The following is an 18,730-nucleotide window of genomic DNA, read 5'->3' as shown; positions in this document are numbered from 1 at the left end:
CAACTCCTGCTATGGCCCGGGCACGGGCATTACTTCAACAGACCGTCATGCAGTCGCCGTCGCAAGCCGGCAGCTTCGGCAAGCAGCGTTCCGGCGGACCGGCCTCGTACGAGCACACCAGATAGGCACGGTGTACCACACCGGCGTCTTCCGGGAACAGGAAGTCGCCGATCACGACCGGTCTCTCGTCGCTCAGGTACGGGAACGGGTACTCGATCACACCATGGAAGAGGCACGGCCAATCCTCGCTGGCCACGCAGGTCAGGAAGAAGCGGTCGCAGCACGCTTCGCCGTCGTCCTCGCATGTGCAGTCGCGATCTGGCACGAACTCGATCTCATGGTTGCGCGCGCCGCTGCAGCCTTGGGCCTCGAACCACAGTTCGACGCGGCGCATGCGCACCGGCCGCTGGCCCGGCAGGTACGGGAACATGCCGCGGCTCATGCGCAGCGTGAGCGCACGCGTGCAGCCGGGCATTTCTGCCGCCGGCACGGCTGCCTTGAACCGCTGCCACGCATCGGCGAAGTCCTGCTTCCAGTCAAAGAAGCGCAGCCCCGCGCCGGGCAGCAGGCAGGACGCGGCGGCCCAGCTTGCCTTGCGCAGCAGCGCTCCGCCTTCGCGAGCGGTGTAGCTCAACTGGACGATCAGGTCGCTTACCGTGTCAATGTCGAACGCGTTGGTCTCGATGGGCAGCTCGATGCGCCAGCGGCTGACCGCCCCGGCGTATTCGAACGGCAGGTAGCGCTCGTCGCGGAAATTGAGCTCGAACAGCCCCGAGTCGTTCTGCCCGGTGGAAGTTGCGATCGCTTCGGTTGCGCCATAGCGCTTCACGATGCGCGGATCATCCCTGGTCGCCTCGTAGCGCCGGCGCTCGCAGCAGCCGCAGGTGCATTCGCCAGGGCAGCAGTCTTCGACGTCGAGCAGCGTGGGCTCGATGCGGGTCGCGCTGCTCAGCAGCGTCAGCTTGCAGTGCACGCCCGTGTAAGGGCCCACGACAGAGGGGATGGTCAGGCTGACGCTCTTGACGCGGCGCAGGTAGTGTCCGGGGTATTCGCGGTCGAGGCGCCATTCGGGAATCTCGATCTCGCACATGCCTGTCGCCTTCAGCTGCAGGAACGCGAGCGGAAAATCAATCCGCAGCGACAGCCGCGTCACCAGCTCCTGCTCGCGCCGGTTCTGGTCGTAGTACGCCTTTTCCATTGCGCGCAGCGACGTCGACAGCCGCTCGCCGGCCAGCAGGCCTTCGTGCAGACCGTCCCAGATATCCGGTGGCAGTTGCGTCTGCGTGGTCAGCTCGCGTTCCAGCTGGAACGCGCGTTGTGCCTGGCGTGCCCAGCACCAGGCGATCTCGAACATCTGGTGGTGCAGCGCCGCTGTCTCCTGCTGCAGGAACAGGTAGAGCGCGTGATTGGTGAACTTGTCGCGCAGGAAGTCCTGCAGCTCCGCCGCCTGCTGCTTCTGCTGCACCAGGTTGTTCAACTGGCGCAGCGCCACGCCGCGGCGCCGCTCGGCGCCAAGGATCTGCCGCTCGATCTGCTGGATCTCGATATCGAGCACCGTGACCTGGAGGATCCAGTCCGCCTCGCGACGGTCCCATCCACCCTCGGTCAGTGCCAGGCCGGCCTGCGTGCCGTTGATATCGGCAACCGTGTAGAGAATCCTGGCGGCCGCGGCGAACGCGTGGGCCAGCTTGGTGCCGATCGGCATCTGGAACACCGACACCGGGGTGGACGCGATCCCGGCAACGCCGGTCGTATTGTCCGGAATCAGGTTCATGACCTGGCCGACACCTTCCACGATGTTGCCGGCGGCGCGCGTGGTCATGGAAACGCCGGTCAGGTTCTGGTAGGCCTGCTCCTTCGGGATCAACCCATTCGCGATCAGGTCGCTGTAATATTGCCGCCGCGCCTGCGCCCCCTGCTTGGTCTTCTGCAGTGCCTGCACCTGCCAGTCCGCTTCGCGGAATTCCATGCGGCGGATCTCCTCGGTCAGGTTGAGGAGCTGGCGTTCGTGCGCGGCACGCATGGCCGCGAGGAACTCGGCATCCCCTTTCTCGAATGCGGCCTGCAGCTCGGCGCCAAACGTGCGGACCTCGTTCGCCGTCTCCACCGCGCGCTGGATGAGGAAGGGGAAGCGGTACGGGCTGGGCGGACAGCAGCAGCCGTCGTCGTCAAGGCAGTTCGCGGCCGCGGTCTTCCATCCGCGCCGCACCGGATTGTCGCCCCAATATGAGGTATCCAGATTGGGGACGCCGCCCGCCAGCCGCGCCTTCGTCAGGCAGCGGTGCAGGGCGTCCAGCTGGTCGGCGACGCGGTCGTAGATCTCCATCAGGCGCGGGTTGAGCGGGGCGAACCGCGGGATAAACGCGGTTACCGTCTGCGCTTTGGCGCCATCATCCTGGCCGAAGATCGTGCGCGGCCGCTCGCCGAGGAATCTCGAGAGCGTGTCGAGGCGCAGCCGCGCCATGGCGTAGCCCTCGGGGGAATGCCGGCACATTGCCGCCTGCGCATGCTGAAGCAGCGTCTCGAGATACGCCAGGACGACGCTTCGCTGCCGGGACGCAAGCTCCGTCCTCACCAGTGTGTCGCAGCACGGATCCTGGCCGGTGCGCATGCGACCGCGCGTCGACGCCGCCGCGCGCGGGGTCGATGCTGCGGCAATGCCGCGGCCAGCGGGCTGTGGGGGATTGGCCGGGGTATTCGGATTTGGCTCGTTCGAGCCACCGGGAACGTTGGTCCCGGGGATCGTCCCGGTCGACGGCGGCTGCGGCGTGCGGCAGGTCGCCCAGCGCAGGTCCTTGTCGCCAGGCGCGAAGTAGAGCTCGTACCATTTCAGGGCTGCCTCGAAGCGGCAGTGGGCGCGCAGCGTTCCGGCGACCGTCATCGCGGTCGAGTAGAGCGAAGGCTCAAGCGGGGCGCCGGAGGTGAAATAGACGAAGAACGGATATGCCTGCAGCAATGGAGCGAGCGGTGCCGGCGCCAGGGGCGTCGCGATCACCTCGGGCGTTACGACGGCGGTATCCGGCGTAATGTCGTAGCGGAAGCCCCACGGCGACGGGTCCGTATGGCCCGGCGGGAGCGCCGCCGCGTTCGTGATCCGGAACCGAAGGGAGTCAACCTCGCGGCCCAGGAATTCGAGCTGTGGCTCGCCGCCGGCAGGATCGACATGCGCGCCGTCGTCGATGATGCGCGGGGTCTGGAATTCTCCGTTATGCACGCGGCACCATGCGAGCTTCACCATCGGCCGCAGCGGCCAGGCCAGCAGCTGCGGCAGGCGGTCACGGCGATGCCAGTCCGAGGTCATGTCGGGCGGCACGACACCCCAGTCCGGGTCCTGGAACAAGGATGGATCGGCGGGATTCAGAACACCCGGATCGTAGTACTCGGAGTTCACCAGCCAGAAGTAGTACTCGTCCATGACCGGCGCATGCACGCGTCCGCACTCGGCACAGCACACCGAGCCCGACGTCTCCGGCAGCATGAACGCCGACGTGGCGGGCGGCTCCCCGGCAGCGGCAATGCGCAGGAACCGCGTGCCGAGGCGGACCGCCGCCTGCAGCCAGAGCGGAAGCTGCGGAGACTCAGCGCCGGGCGGTGTTCCTGTGGACGCGTTGGCAGGCACCGTAGCGGCGAGCATGCCGCGAGCGGCCCCCGGGACATTGTTCGTCGTGCCCGGGGTCGGGCCGGCAGACAGCTGGAGCTGCGACGGCGCCAGCCAGCTGGGTCTCGCGTGGCGCTCGGGCCGCCCCATCAGCCCGAGGTTCTCGGGCTGCGGCACCTGCTTCAGATGCGACGGGTCGCGATGCTGCAGCGCGGTCAGTGACGGATGGGCCGGCCAGTAGGGTCCGGGCCAGTACTCCATGCCGCCGGGTTGCGGCGCGGTCAAGGTGGCGCGCCGCAATTCGGATTCGAGGAAGCGGAACGCTTCGGCCTGGAGCGCGCGTTCGTGCTCGGTCCACTCGACGTAGTTCTCCTGGTACAGCGTGCGGCGGCGGCAGGCCTGCCAGATGTGGAAGGTCACAAAAAGCCTGTCCCATGCCGACGCAAACGCCGGGGTCACCACGAAGGTCGGCTCCTGCGCCAGGCGTGCGCGTTCCACGAACGACTGCACCGCCGTAACCGCCTCTTCAATGCGGCTGATCTTCTGGCAAATGCCAGCATCGACGTCGACCAGCAACAACGCGCTGAGATCCTTCGCCGACGTCGCGAACGCGCCTGGCACAAACGGAAGCGGGACCCGGTTCATTCCGGTGAGATACGCGACCAGCGCGGTGCGTCCCCGCTCGCGCAGCAGGTTGTTGAGGTGCTCGATGTCGGCGTAACGCAGCGGGTTGCCGCGCTCGATCATGCCGTCGCGGTAGAACCTTGTCAGGTTCGCGTTGCCGCTGGCCATTGCCGCCGGCGCGCTCGCTGCCCAGGCATCGGGCTGTGCCTGGGCGAGGTCGCGCGGAACGAACGCCTTCAGCAGCCGCCTCACCCACGACGCGGCATGCCAGACGCGGATTGCCCAGCGATCGTCCGACAGCCTGGCCCAATCGACGGATACGCCGTCGTGGAATTCGAGGACAAGCGCGGCATGATCCATGTCGACGCCAAGGTCCATCAGCAGCGGCACGGGATCGGCGGGCTGCTGGTTCGACGCCTCGACGAAGCAGAGCCACGCGAGGCGCTCAGCCCGTTGCTGGACCGCCCGCCGCATCACCGTGTAGTCATGGACGCGCTCGAACCAGTCGAAGAGCGCCTGCCGGCGCTTGACCGACGGCGTCGCGCGCTGGTCGAGCGGCGCCGGTGGCTTGCGCTCCGGATCGCCATTGTAGGTGTCGCCAACCGGCAGGAAATTGAAGTCCAGATACGCGCGGTGCGATGTATACGGGGTGCCGGGAACGTAGGTGAAGCCGGCAAACAGGCCTGGCGACGAGAGCATGTACTCGGCCTCGGAAACGTTTGCCCGCGCCACCAGGCGTGCCGACAGTCGCAGCCGGTGGCAGAACAGCAGCGCCTTGAATGCGCGCTGGTAGGTGCGGCGGATGTCGCGCAGGCTGCTGGTGTACTGCAGGGCCAGATACGCCTTTGCCGACGGCACCGCCGCCTGCGCGCTGGTCAGCTCACCCGGTGAGACATCGCGATACAGGCGCTCGGCCGGCAGCTCCGCAATGCAGTCATCGGTGTCCGGGCCCTGGTACTTCACCGTGAAGCCGGTGCGGGCGCGCGCCAGCTCCTGCTTCTCGTCGAACTCGGGTGGCGATTCCTCGAAGTCGATATCGATGAAGTAGGCGCCGCGCTTCAGATGCAGCGGGCCGGACGCACGGTCCGCCGCCGGCTCGTCCGCCCAACCGTAGTTCAGCAGTCGGAACGTCTTCTGGCCGCGCCGCAGATTGACGCGCCATTTGTTGTGGCTGCACGCCTCGAAATCGGGCGCATCGCAGTCCGGTGCCGGTGCGCCGGCGAAGAATGTGTACGTGCCCGATGTCTCGACGATGAGCACGCCGGTCCAGCGTGCGGTGTAGCCTTCGGCGCCCGCCAGCGGCTGCCCGTCTGACTCGCGGATCGCCAGGCCGTTGCGCAATACGGCGAACTTCAGTGCCGCCGGCGGCAGCGTGAAATCCAGGTCCGGCACGACCCCGGGAAGCGGCGCATTCCAGGCGTTGCCCGCCTGCGAGAACGCCGTCATCGGTCCGCGCAGTTCGGGCCATGAACTCCCGCTCGCGCCTTTCACCTCGCCGAGCAGTCCGGTGCCGGTAAGGCCGGTCAGGGCGGCAAAGGCACCGCCCGCTGGCAACGGCCATGAGAAGCTGGCGGGCGGCTTGCCGTTATCCTGCTCCCACGCCGACGCTGCCTTGTTCTCGTCGCCGAGCAGGCGGCGGAGGATCAGCCACGCCAGATCGGCTTCCGCGTCGGTGCCGTCGGAGGCGTAGCCCACATGTGCGGCAAGGTGCTCCGCGACGATGTGCGCGCGGCGTGAGAACTCCACGAACGCGCAGCGGAAGTATTCCCAGCGCCGGGTCTCATCCGCTTCCTGGACCAGCGCTTGTTCAGCGGCGGCGAGGCTGGGGAACAGGAACGAGAACCGCGCGAGCTCGGCACGCGGGGCGAAGTACAATTGCTGCACCGCCTTGCGCTCGGCGTCCGTCAACTGTTCGATCGCATTGAGCTTGAACAGCACGTCCTGGTCGAGGAGCGGCAGGGACGTCGCCAATTCCTTGGCGACGGCATCGTACTGGAACGGTCCGGGATGCGGGTGGTTCCACATGCTCGCGACGGTGGCCCCGAGGGCTGAGCGATACTGGCGCGCCTGCGGACTGACCGGAAATCCCGCGTCAGCAAGCATTCCTGGGAAGAAATGCTCCCCAAGCTCGCGCAGCGGATCGGTGCCCGGCGCAGGCTCGTACCCGAAGTCGGTCCGCATCGCGGTGACGAGAGCGGTCCAGGTCAGCGCGGCGATTTCCTCTTCCGTTGCGTGGACGTCCAGCAGCTTGCGCCGCAGGCACCACAGGTCGTGCGGATGCCCTTCCTCCGGGAAGTCGAACGGCTGATCGAGCGCTTCGTTCTTGTCCTGCTGGCAGAAGGGATCGTCGCCGTCGAGATGCTGGTCGACCGAGAACAGGTACAGCAGCTCGCCGGTGGTGAACCACGAGCCATAGACCTTGGCCAGGATTTCCGTGAAGCGCAGGGTGCCCGACGGTTGTGCATTCCACGGCCTCGCGACCGGATCGAAGCCGCTCAGCAGCGACAGCGTGTCGAGGTTGTCGCGCAGGATCTTGATGAACTCGGGCGGACGATGGCGGCGGTGGCTGCCCGGACGCCGGCCGGGCGCGTGCTCGCGCTCGGCGCGGTCCTCGATACGCCCGAGCAGATGGTCCACGGCCCAGTCGAACGACGCGGCGGGCGCGGCGGCCCACAGGCCAAGCAGGCGTGTGCGAGCCGATCCGGTTGCGTCCGGTGCCGCGTCCGGGTCGGTGCCCAGCGCGAGCCGCCAGTCGTCTCGCAGGATCTGGAAGGCGGCCAGCTGGCGGATGAACACCGGGTTGACGTTCGCACCCTGGAACAGGCCGAGCACCAGACTGATGTCGCGCAGATCCGCAAAGCTGTAGCCCGCGCCGGGCAGGCACCTGAGCGATCGCCACAGGCGGATGAAGACGATCAGCCGCCGCAGCGCATCTTCAGGCGCCTGCGGATTGACGAACTGGATGACGAGATCTTCCGGGCAGCACGGTTCGCAATCCGGGAATCCGGCATTCGGCGTCGTCCCCGTGGCGCCCGTGGTCCGCCCGGCAGCGGTCCCTGACGCGGCCGGTTGCCGTTCAAACTCGACAAACCTGGCTTTCCAAAGCTCGAGGAACTCGCAGTAATCCAGCCCTGTGCGCCTGAGGAACTCCGGCACATGCACGACGATCGACTTCCAGTCGACCCCGTTGATCGTGGCCGACGGGAAGCCGTACATCTTGAGCAGGTCGGCCGGGCCGATTGGATCGACGTACAGCGTCTGGTACTCGTCCGGGGACAGGCGCAGGTACTCGATTGCCAGCTCGATCCGCACCGGATACCGCCACAGATGCTTCTGGAAGTCCGCCGCCTCCTGCTTCGCGTCGATCGCGAACTCGGTGATCTCTTCGCGGAACGCGCGCATGGTCGCGAACCGCGACGTTCCCATGCCGCACAGGTACGTGCGCGAAATGTCGAGCGGCTGCGAGTAGGGCAGCAGCGGCGAGGAAAAATCGCCGGCGAGCTTCACATAGGCGCCGGGCTTCTTCACTGGCGTTGCCGGCGTCGAATGCTCCGGCAGCGCGGCGAACAGGGTATTCGGCGCGTGCCCGGTGCCGTCGTCCGCGTCGGCGGGTCTTAGCGCGTGCCCGCCCAGCGTCGTGGCGCTGGTGTCATAGACGACGCCAGGAGCGCCGTTGTCGGCGAGGTCCTCGAGGTTCTCATTGACGATATCGATCAGCGGCAGCGTGGTGTGGACGTTTGCGGCGGTGGCGTGAAGGCTGCCGAGCGCACCACGGCGCGGCGCGACCAGGTCGGCGAGCGTGGCGCCGGTTGCCGCCGGATGCTCGCATGTGGCGCCGATGCCGGTCGCGAGCAGATCCTGCAGATACGTCACCGGCCCGAGCGGCGACAGGTGCCATGGCGGGATGCAGTTGATGAGCGATCCGTCCGGATTGACTGGCGTGAACGGACCGGGAAGCGCCGGCGGTGCAGCGCCCGTCGCGCCGCCGGCCGCGGCCTGGATTGCCGCGGCAAATGGATAGGCCACCGTTCCCGTCAGCGCGTACTCGAACTCGGCGGCCGACAGCGCCTGGATTTGCGCCCGCGAGGTGAATCCGCGCGCGTAGAGCGCTTCGAGCAAGGAGAACTGCAGCGCCGCCGGCCCGACACCGGTGGTCGCGCGCAGCAGCTCGTCGATGGTCTTGAGCGCGTCAAGCAGCCACGCCTGCGCGGCCGCATCGCTGGGGAACACGGCCTGCAGCGCGTTCACGATGGCGGGCGCGCCCCAGTTCGCCACCGGAAATGCAAAGCCGGGGGCGGCCGCGAGGAACGCAGCGAAGGGATCGCCGGCGGCGAGCGGAATCGACTGCGCGTTTGCGATCGCGCCCACAGACGGCGCCGGCGCGATCGACAGCACTTCAAAATACTTCCGCAACTGGCGGATGAACGCCTCGACCCGCTCCGCGGGCGTGCCAGGGTTGGTGAAGTCCGGAAGCAGGCCAACGTTGGCGGGGAGGAAGAAGGCGTGCCACTGCTGGACCGTGCGTGCCTTGAGCTGGGCCACGTTGGCGACCGGGATGCCCTTGATCGCGGCGATCAGCGCGGCCGATGCCGGCGTGACCGCAGTCTGCTGCGTGATGACGGCGAGTACCAGGTCGAGGTGCCCGGGTACCAGCGCGGCCGGGAACGGGCTCTGTTGCCAGAACGGGTCGATCGACGGCACCATCTGGGCCAGCCATGCCGTGACCAGCGCGTTCACGTTGGCGTTGAGCGGACAGAGCGGGGCGCGCTGCACGCGGCCCCGGCCGATTGCGGCGAGCCGGCGCGCCGCGTTTTCGGGCGTCGTGGCCGGGGCGGCGATGATATTGGCGTCCAGCGCGGCCTTGATGGACGCAACGATGCGCGATTCGTCATCGTCGGTGGCCATCCGGTAGCGCTCCTGGGCGGTGACGTTCGTCGCCAGGACCGCCGAGAGCGCATAGAAGTATTCGGCAGGAACCTGGAAATCCAGGACCAGCCCGCCATCGTTCACGATCACGACGTCTGCCCGACGGAACGTTGCGCCCGGGGCCGGCGGAGGGCCGGGTTCCACCGGGAAGCGCAGGCCAACGCGTCCGGGGTTCGCGCTCTGCTGTCCGGACCACACCGCGGCTGACGCGGCGAAGACGTACTGCGCCAGGCGATCCGCGTTGGCGTTCTGTAGTGCGTAATACCCGAGCAGGCTGGCTTCATACTGCTTCCGGTCCATGTCCGCCTTGTCGCGCTCGTCGGCGCTCCACGACGTGTCGGTCGGCGGGCGCGTATACATGTCCTCGAGCCGGCGGTTGTTCGGCCGCTCAGGCGGAGGCGCGATCTGGCGGTTCCAGATGATCTCGCGCGAGACCTGGCGCGACTGCGCCGCGGTCAGCGGGCTCCGGTTGGCGAGCGTGGCGCCGCCGCCCGGGTCCTGCGCCAGCACCTTGTTGATCGCATTGCGCAGCGGCACGAACTTGGGCGGCGTGCCGTCGGGCGGCAGCTCAACGAAGGCGGCATTCGGATCGAGCGCGACCGCGGGGTCCGGCAGCGTCAGCACGACCGCGGGGGGATCGACGCCGATGTAGGTCAGCGGATTGTTCGAGAGCGGTGCGTTCGGCTCGACCTTCACGTTGAAGTCGAGCCGCTCGTAGGCAACGAGTTGCGTGCCCTGCCTGATCTCGAGGCGCAGATCGGTCGTGTTGAACTCCGCCGCGGGCGGGGTCAGCTCGATGATCGCCGTCGCCACCGCTTCAAGGCGTACGTCCGGGAATGGCGGCGCGGGCAATGGGTTCACCTGCACCGGATATACGGAGAAGTGCTGCACGATCCGCTGGTTGGCGGGATTGAATGCCGGGCCAACCGCATTGATGCCCGCATTCGGGATCCAGGCGCCCTGTGCCTGCCCGACCAGCGTGCCATCGGTGGAGTTGCCGAACGACAGGTCGAACGCACGGATCGTCAGGTTGTTGAGATAGCTCGTGAAACTGGCGCCGCTGGTCGGCTTCATTGGCACGAGGCGGACGAGGATGACTTGTGGCATGACGCATTCCCCCTATAACACTTCACCGATCCGCGTGTTCCGCAGAACGTCACGGCGAAGCCGTATTCGTTTGGGGCCCGGAGCCCCACAGCATTTGCCAAGCGCGGTCGACCAGAGGCACAGCAAGGCGCTCAGCAAGGGCCCTGAGTTGATGTAGTGGGCTTGGAGGGGGAGGCCAGACCGCTATCGCCGGACCCAGACTAAAGTCCGGCAGTTCGTTTGATGGTCCAGCAAACGGATCAACGAGGCCTGCCTTGGGGATGTTGCCCGGTTCAGAACCAATGAAAGTCTTGCCCGGTCCTATGCCGATGCCTGCCCCCTCGGGCAGCCAGGTGAGCAGCGCGCCCGGCAGCAGGATGGAGAAAAAGTCCATCGGGCCGATAAAGAACTCGCGAGGAACTGGTTTCATACATTTCCGTTCACAAATCTGTATAGATTAGGATGCGAGCAATAGTCGGAATTTCATTACGGCTTCTCGCTCGTTTTGCGAGTCACGACATTCAAATATTTTCCTTTCAAGCTCTCCGTTTTTATGGTGTTGTTCTGTTGCGTGAATCGATGCCAGCCAATGTCGCTACGGCGCAATGGCGTCGATGTTCGCTTGTCGTCGCCGTATGATGAAACACCTTCGCTGCCGAAAACTTCAAGGCCAGTAATTTTTGCTAGCCGATAAGCGAAGGTATCCTCAATCGGTCCGGTCCATGTGGACGAACCGACATGCGTACCTTCTTTGCCGCCAGCGGTTCTGCACATTCCCAAGACAATGGTCGCGTCCTTTTCGAACGCGATCTTCTTGTCATTGATCATTTTCTCCAAGTCTGAAAGTTTGGCCGCACGCTTGGCGTCGAACGTGGCACCGCCCGGCGGCTTGTCGGTGTATAGGCCGGCGCCAGGTCCTTCACCGCCCAGTCCAAAGGGTGTGCCATGCGATAGGACCACGAGTTCCTTGATCGACCCGGCGTTCTTGAGTGCATCGAGTAACGCTTTGCCGGAATCGACTTGCACGACATCATAGCCTTCGGCTTTCAACGCGGCCTCAGACGCCTTATACTCGTTTTGAGACTGACGATAAGCACTCCACAACTTTTTATTTGCTTCGTATTTTTTCAAATCAGAAGAATATTTCTTTTTTGCTTCTTCATACTTTTTCATGCTTTCCACAAATGCTTTCTCAGCTTTGTTCTTATCTTTTTCGTATTTCGCCTTCTCTTTATCTGAAGCATTTTTTCCGGGGGCTTTGATCGTCGGCTTCTGGGGCTTTATGGGCTCCTTAGGTCGGGGGAGTTCCTTTCCCGCCGGCTTGGATTCATTGTGCATGACAATGGCGAGCTTTTTGCCGCTCTGGCCGTCAGGATCGACGAAGCCCGTCGGATTGCCGAAGCAGTATTGGTAGAGGTTGGGACCCTCCTCCTCGCCTGCCGGATCGCAGGCCGTCCATCGCCCGAGCCACGGCGCGTAATACCTCGCCCCGTGGTAGTACAACCCGCTCTCCTCATCCTGCTCCTTGCCGGTATACCGATACCGTTTCGCTGTCTCGGTCTGGCTGCGTACGGCCTGATAGGTCGAACTACCGTAGGGTGCGTATTCCTCGTAGGAAATGATCTGCGCCTGTTCATCCAGTTCCAGGCTGGCTGAGCCGAGGTGGTTGCCGAACTGGTAGCGGATCAGTTGCCGGGGTGCGTGGTCGCCGCCCGCCGAGTCAAACGTCCGCGTCTCCACCACCGCAATGCGCTGCTTGTCGTCCATCACGTGCAGCGTCTCGCGCTCCAGGGTGGCGGTGTTGGCGTCAATGGGGCCGACGTGCTTGCGGAAGATCTCGAAGCCGCCGAGGTAGATGCGCTCTTCGGTAAGGCCCGGCGCTTTCTCCCACACCTTGCGCACGCGCTGGCCTGAGGCGTCGTAGACGTACCAAGCCGCGCCGCCACCGCCCAGGTCGGTCTGGCGCAACTGATCCTTGTAGTCCCAGTGCATGTTGGGCCCGAGCAGGCCGCCGCCCAGGTGCGGCATGCGCAGCATGTTGCCGTGAACGTCGTGCAGGTAGGTTTCCGGCTGCGGCGTGTTACCCGCCGGGTTCAACGTGGTACGGGTCAGGCGGTTCCTGGTCTTGAGCAGCGCACCGCCGTTGCCGTCTTCGATCAGACTGGCTTCGAGATAGTCGTAGGCGCGTGTCCAGCCCGGATGCGCCGGGTCGTTGCCGCGATGCTGCATTTGCAGGAAGTTGCCGACGGCGTCGTACACATAGCGCTCGATGTACGTGCCCATGGCGTTGCCGTTGCCGGGGTGGTCGAGTCCTGTGTGGAAGGCGTTGGATCCATCGGGTGCCGTTGGCGGCTTTCGCTCGCCGCTTGCCAATTGACCGAGGTGTTCGCGGCCGGTGGCCTGGATCAGGCGGTAGAGGGCGTCGTAGACGTAGTCGTTGCTCGGTTCGACGCGCTTGTTCCGGAAGTAGATGGTCTGCTGCGCGTCGTCCTGGATGTGGGTGATGTTGCCGGCCGGGTCGTAGGTGTAGTGCAGGTTCTGCACCTGCTTGCCCGGCCAGCCGGCACCGGGCTGCTGCGGATCGTCGCCAGGGAAGTCCGCCGCCTTGCGCTTGGTCAGCAGTTGGGTGAGGCGGAAGGTGAGCGGGTCGTAGCGGTAGAAGGTGCTGGCGCCGTTCTTGTAGTCGATGAGCAGGCGCTGGCCCTTTGCGTCGTAGTCGATGTCGGCGACGCCGACCAGCGATGGGGCCTCGTTGGCCGGGTCGAGTAGTGCAGCAGGTTCGGCAGCGCGTTCCAGCCACACGTCCACCCGCTCCAGCAGGTTGGCCTCGTTGAACACCGGCTGGATGACGTTGAACTTGCCGCGCCCCAAGCTGCTGCGCGGCGCGATGGACTGGGTGGGACGGTTGAGTGCGTCGTAACAGGTGCCGGCCTCGAAGGTTTCGACGTCGAGCTTCGGGTCGCGCAGCCAGTCGGGGATGGCGGTGTAGTCGCTGACCAGTTGCCGCGTGCTGTACAGCAAATTGCCCTTGAAGTCGTACGCATCGGTCGGATTGCTGTTGGCATCCACTCGCGCATTGGTCGCGACGTGGGCCGAATCGAAGTGGCGATAAATGCGGGTGCGCAAGTTGAGCACTTCGGCGTTGCCCAGTGTCTCCCCGTACTCGATCTTGTCGACCAGGATCTCGCGATTCAGGGTGCGCGGATCGGACTCGTTGGTCGTGCCGCGCACGGTCTGCTCGACGGGGCGGCGCAGCAAGTCGTAGGCAGTGGTGAAGTTGTGGCCGCGGCTGTCCCAGGCTCGGATGGGTTTGCCGCCCACCTCGTTGAGCATCCAGAGCGCGCCGGCTTCCATGCTGAGCTGGTGGATGCGGTTGCCAAGCATGTCGTAGGCGTAGCGCATGACGATGCGACCGAGCGGGTCGCCCGCCTGCCGGATGGCGTCGCGCATGGCGCGCTGGTTGCCTTCGATATCCAGCTCGACGCGGGTGGCGAAGCTGTCCTCGCCGCCGTCGAGGTCGTGACCGAGGCACACGACGCGGTTGCGCGCCACGGTGAGAAAGGGGCGGCCGAGCACATCGAAATGCGCGGTGGTGGGCGTGTCGGCATGTGCTGCAGCCCGTTGGGCAGCGTTACGCTCGTCCGCTCCCAGGGCGCCGCCAATGCGTTGTACATACCAGGTTTGCCAAGGCTGCGCGGGATTGGCTGGCGGGGCCTTGAAGAACTCGGCGACGTAGCCGCGGATATCAGCGTCGGTGCGAGGGTCACCGGTCTGGGCGTTGCGCGCGGCACAGGTGTCGTTGACGTCGTAGGTGGTCTGCTGCCAGGGGTCGAATACCACCTTCTCGTAGGTGTGGTTCGGGTGCAGCGTCGCGATGACACGCTCGGCCGGGTCGTAGAACAGCACCGGGCTGACGCCGACCATGATGCCGAATTCGTAGTCATGCGTGGCGCTGAAGAAGGGCTCGTACTGGCGGACCGGCTTGCCTTTGTTGTTGAAGATGGCCCAGCCGCTGCCAACCCAGCGTGGATTGACGATGGGCGCGGCTAGGTTGCTGACATCCAGCGGTCCCGGCTCGGCCTGGATCTTCTTCTGGATCTCACGGCCGAAGCCGTCGGAGTAGGAGAAGCTGAGCTGGATCTTCAGGCCCTGGGGCGGCAGCGGGCTGCTCGCGTGGGTTTCGCGCGCGAGCGTCGCGGCGCAGGCGGGCTGCCACTTCGTCGGGTCGTTGGGGTGGGCCAGCCGCGTGCGGCGGAAGCGGTCGAGGTCGTAGACGATGCGCGTGGTAGCGTCTTTCAGCAGCGCGGCTGCGACGGCGTGCGGATCGGCAGCACCAAAGCCGTCGAGCTGGGCTTGCGTGAGGTCGGTGACAAAACCAGCCAGTGTGTCACCTTCCATCTGTGCGGGCAGCGGCTTGCCCATCACGGCAGTGCCGACCACCATGCCGAGCGTGTCAAAAGCGACTTCGGTCTGGTTGCGGTTGGGATCGCTGACCAGGCGCGGCTGCAGGACGCGGCAATCGTTGCTGTCCACCGTGACGCGGTTGCCGAGCGCGTCGCGGGTTTCGACCATCAGCAGGTCGTGGGCGTCGAAGTCGACGAAGGCGTTCTGGCCGAAGGGGTCGCGGTAGCGACGCGGCCGAAAGAAGTGCTGCCGCGCCTGCGCCAGTTCGGTGGCGGCGTTGTCGGCAGGATCCGTGCTGAAGAAGGCCTGCCCCGAGGGCATCCACCAGTGATCGTCCGCGTCGCTCGCGGGGAAGCGGCTGTCCGTCTTGAGGGTCTGGCTTCGAAGGTAACCGCCCCGGTTGCCGGCCTGTCCGCCAAGGACGGCCGCCGGATCGGGCAGCAGGGGTTCGGCCGCCTGCCCTTGGCGCGGACGCTGAAAGGCCTGTTCGATCAGGCCCGGGGTGAAGGCGAGCTTGTAGCTTTCGCCGGGCAGGCCAAACGACTGCGATTCTCCGAGCGGCAAGAGGCCGTTTAGATTGTCGCGCCGGTAGAGGGTGCGCAGCCATTCGATCGGGCGGCGGCGCTGGCTGCCGGCGGCTGTGGCCTCGTAAGCGACATCTGGTGCGGTGACCTTGTGGCGTAGCCGGCCGGCAGCGGCAGGATCGGGCTCGACGAAGTCCGTGGCTTGGTAGCGACCGTCCGCACCAGTGGCGGCGTAGCCCGTCAGCTCGAACGTGATCGCCTCGCAAGGCAGTGGGTTACGGCGCGTGTCGGATGACTCAATGGCATTGGTGACACGGCTTTCGGTGTAGGTGAGCAGCGATGTTGTCTGCCGTTCGCGATCCCACTGCGTCGACAGCGGTGAAGCGCGGCGTCCGTAGCCGATAGCCGCTTGCTTGAGCACGTTGCCGTAGTCATCGACCTCCAGCGTCAGCGCGTGCTGGATGCGCGGGTCGGCTGGGTTGCGCTCGTAGTGGTAGCTGAGGGACTCGCAGGGGTGGGTGAAGAAGACGGCGTGGCGATTGGCGCCACGGGGCTGCAAGGCGCGGATGCTGAAGTTCTGCTCGGTGACGGTGTAGGGCGTACGGGCACGCTGGACCTGATCCGGCGTGGCGCCGGGGTGATCGGCGTCATCGGCATAGACCTCCTGGCGCAGCATCGAGCCCTTGAGGGTGCGGCAGGCTTCGCGCTCTTCTTCCAGGGTCAGGCCAGGCGGGACGATGGTGTCATCGAGCAGAAGCGGCCGCGCGGTTTCGACGGTCAGTCCGGGCTCACGGAAATACTCATTCTCGAAGTGGCGCGAGACGCGTTCCCGACCGAGGTAGACGCCGGTATGGAACCAGCTCTTGGTGTGCACGGGCGGCACGTGCGATGCGGCGGCGATGTTGTCTGCCGGGACAGTGCCACCGGCGAGGGCGGCGAACTGCTCCGTGTCCCATTGCTCGACCATCCCGAAGCCGCGGAACTCTCGTTCCTCGCCGTCGAAATAGCCGTGGTGGTAGGCGTAGCGGGTGACGAAGCGGTTGCGGCTGATATGGTCGCAGGTTTCCACGCGCTCGACCACGTGGACCGGAAACGGCAGCCGGGTGATCCACGGCTTTCCGTCGCGCTTGTCCTGCAGGTAGAACCTGGTGGAGGGGGCGTAGTCGACGCGGGTCTCTGCCCCGAGGTTGTTGACGGTCCTGACCAGCAGATGCGGCTTGTGCCCGCCCATGAGGTTGACGTAGCGCATCGAACGCCGCGCGTCGCCCGGCAGCGCCGATGACCAGACCAGGCAGGCCGTGCCGTTGCCGAGCAGGTCGGTGGCCAGTATGCTTGCCAGGTCATCGATGCGCGGGAACACCTTCAGCACGTGTGGCTGGCTCCAGCCGTTGCCGGACTGGTTGAAGTACAGCCGCACGCCATCGCGGTGCAGGTAGATGATGTCGGTGGTGCCGCTGCCGTCAATGTCGGCCAGGCGGAGATAGCGATGGTCGAACTGGCCCGGATGGTCGAACCAGGGCGCGTTGTCCATCGTGATCTTGGCGCCGAAGCGGCCATAGCCCAGGTTCGGCCAGTAGCAGACTTCCCCGTTGCGGATGCGGACGATGTCGGTCAGGCCATCGCCCGAGAGATCGGCCAGGTAGAGCAACTGGGTGCCATCGGCAAAGATGACGCGCGGGCCTTGCTCTTCATCGAGCGCCTGCGCGACGTGCCGGGCCGGGCCGAAGCCATCTTCCCCGAGCAAGGCATGCCAGACAAAGGCATTGTCTTCGGTGATCAACACGTCGGCACGGCCGTCGCCGTCCAGGTCCACGAACCTGAGGTTCGGATCGCGCAGATTGCGGTTCAGGCCCGAGGCGAAAGGACGGAAGGGTTGCCAGCCTTCGGCCTCGTCATGCTCGTACAGGCCGGAGGCGGCGCCTTCCATGACAACCACGTCGGGCTGGCCGTCGCCGGCGAGGTCCATGAACTCCGCGCCGCCGGACAAGCTGGCACCGGGCTTCATGGCGACGGCTTCGAGCGGCGCGAATTTCGCCCTCACTTCCTGCTGGCCGCCCGGCAGCCTTTCCGGTATCGGGCTGAGATTGCGCTTGTAGTACCAGGCCCCAGCCTGCTCGGTGAGGATGCCGGCAAGCCCCTCGCCGTGCAGGTCGGTCCAGCGGTAGCTGCTGCCGTCCAGGCCGATGGGCGCGCTCTCCAGGCTCTCCGGGTCCACTTCCTCCACCACATCCTGCACCTCCGGCGCGGTGTACTCGAACTCCAACGGCGGAAAGCTGCGCCGGTCGTAGCCGCCGTTGTGCCGACGATAGCCGGTCTGGGTGACCGCGCGCAGGAACGCGTAGATGGGGTTGTGAACGTCAGTGGGGGCGCCGTCCGAATAACTGAAGTCGGTGGAGCGCACCAGGCAATCGCGCTCTACACCCGCTTCGCCCGGGAAGTGGTGGAACATCAGGACACGCCGGCAGATCCGGTAGGTGCGCAACTCGAAGCCGGCGCGGTATGCGGAAAATGGATCCTGGCGCGCGGGCCACGTGCCCGTTTCGGCCGGCGTCGGCGCGCTGGCGTCGTGCTCGCCGTAGTCGAAGACGACCTCGAAGAGCCAGGCGTTGCTTGCGTCGCGCGCGCACGAATCAGAGGGCTCGGGCCAGGGGGCATCGTCCGTCAGTATCGGGAAGTAGGGCGAACGATGGCCATAACGAATGCGCTTGAGGTAGCGCTGCGCGGAACGGGACGCATCCGTGCGGTTGCGCTCATGTGCCCTGGCAAGTCCGTTGCCGGCCGTGTCCTCAAAAATCCGCGCCGAGTCCTCGGGCTTGTAGCCATAGACAATGACGTTGCCCTTGTCATCGTGGCTCTGGCAGATCAACCAGCTGAAGACGCGGCTTGGGTCCGCTGGATCGGCAATGCGGCTTTCGGCTGTCCTGCCGTACCAGGTAGTGACGTTGCTCTTTGAAATGGAGCGCCAGAACACGTCGCTCGCATCGGCGAGGTTGGTCCAGCGCTCAATGCGGGCGAACAAGCCCTCGATGCGCGGCCGGAAACGGTCTACCCGGTACGTCATTCCATTGACGGTGCGCGCGGGCAACTGCTCCCGCTCCCATTTCCCTTGCGCATTCGTGAGCACCGGGACCAGGTCCTCGGTGCCAGAGATCATGTAGACGTCGGGTGCGTCCACATGGTCGAGGTAGGTCGGAAGCCCCCGATCGGTCTTGCGAGTGATCGCAGGAAGCGACAGGTTCCAGCCGAAGCCGAACGGACCGTTGCCCGCGCCTGAATCGTAGCTCAGAGAAAGCTGGGGGCCAAAGCCCGAACGGCCCGGGCTTGTTGCGATCGGCACCGAAATCGAGGCGGTGCCGGTGACCGGGTTGGCCCCGAACTTCTCGCCGAGACCGCGGATCGCGCCGCCGCCCCTGGGCAGCGAGATCGACGGCGCAGCCTGACCCTGAGTCCCCTGGTTGCCTGAACCCTCGCTCGCTGCCGTGCCTGAAATCATGACAGGCGCTCCCGGTGTAATGCTTTTGTTCTTGGCTCCTGCGCGGAGACGCACGTGAAGGCGGCCCTTGCAATG

At 65.8% G+C, this 18,730-nt stretch carries 3 protein-coding genes; all 3 read right to left on the bottom strand.

The window, feature by feature from the left end:
- Positions 1–34 precede the first annotated feature (34 nt).
- Genes I6H87_RS25600 through I6H87_RS25590 form a run of 3 tightly spaced genes read right to left on the bottom strand, consistent with a single transcriptional unit; the run spans position 35 to position 18,655 of the window.
- Entirely contained in the window at positions 35–10,255 is a 10,221-nt protein-coding gene (locus I6H87_RS25600) for a Tc toxin subunit A-related protein (protein WP_011617179.1), read from the bottom strand.
- A gap of 49 nt (positions 10,256–10,304) precedes the next feature.
- Positions 10,305–10,664 (bottom strand): hypothetical protein, encoded by a 360-nt coding sequence (locus tag I6H87_RS25595; protein WP_136227862.1) that lies wholly within the window; start codon positions 10,662–10,664, stop codon positions 10,305–10,307.
- Positions 10,665–10,720: 56 nt separating this feature from the next.
- Complete coding sequence (locus I6H87_RS25590) at positions 10,721–18,655, bottom strand: SpvB/TcaC N-terminal domain-containing protein (RefSeq protein WP_011617178.1); 7,935 nt, start codon at positions 18,653–18,655, stop codon at positions 10,721–10,723.
- Positions 18,656–18,730: the final 75 nt, after the last annotated feature.

The organism is Cupriavidus necator (genome assembly GCF_016127575.1).
Taxonomy (GTDB): domain Bacteria; phylum Pseudomonadota; class Gammaproteobacteria; order Burkholderiales; family Burkholderiaceae; genus Cupriavidus; species Cupriavidus necator_D.
This window is presented reverse-complemented; position numbering and strand designations above follow the sequence as displayed.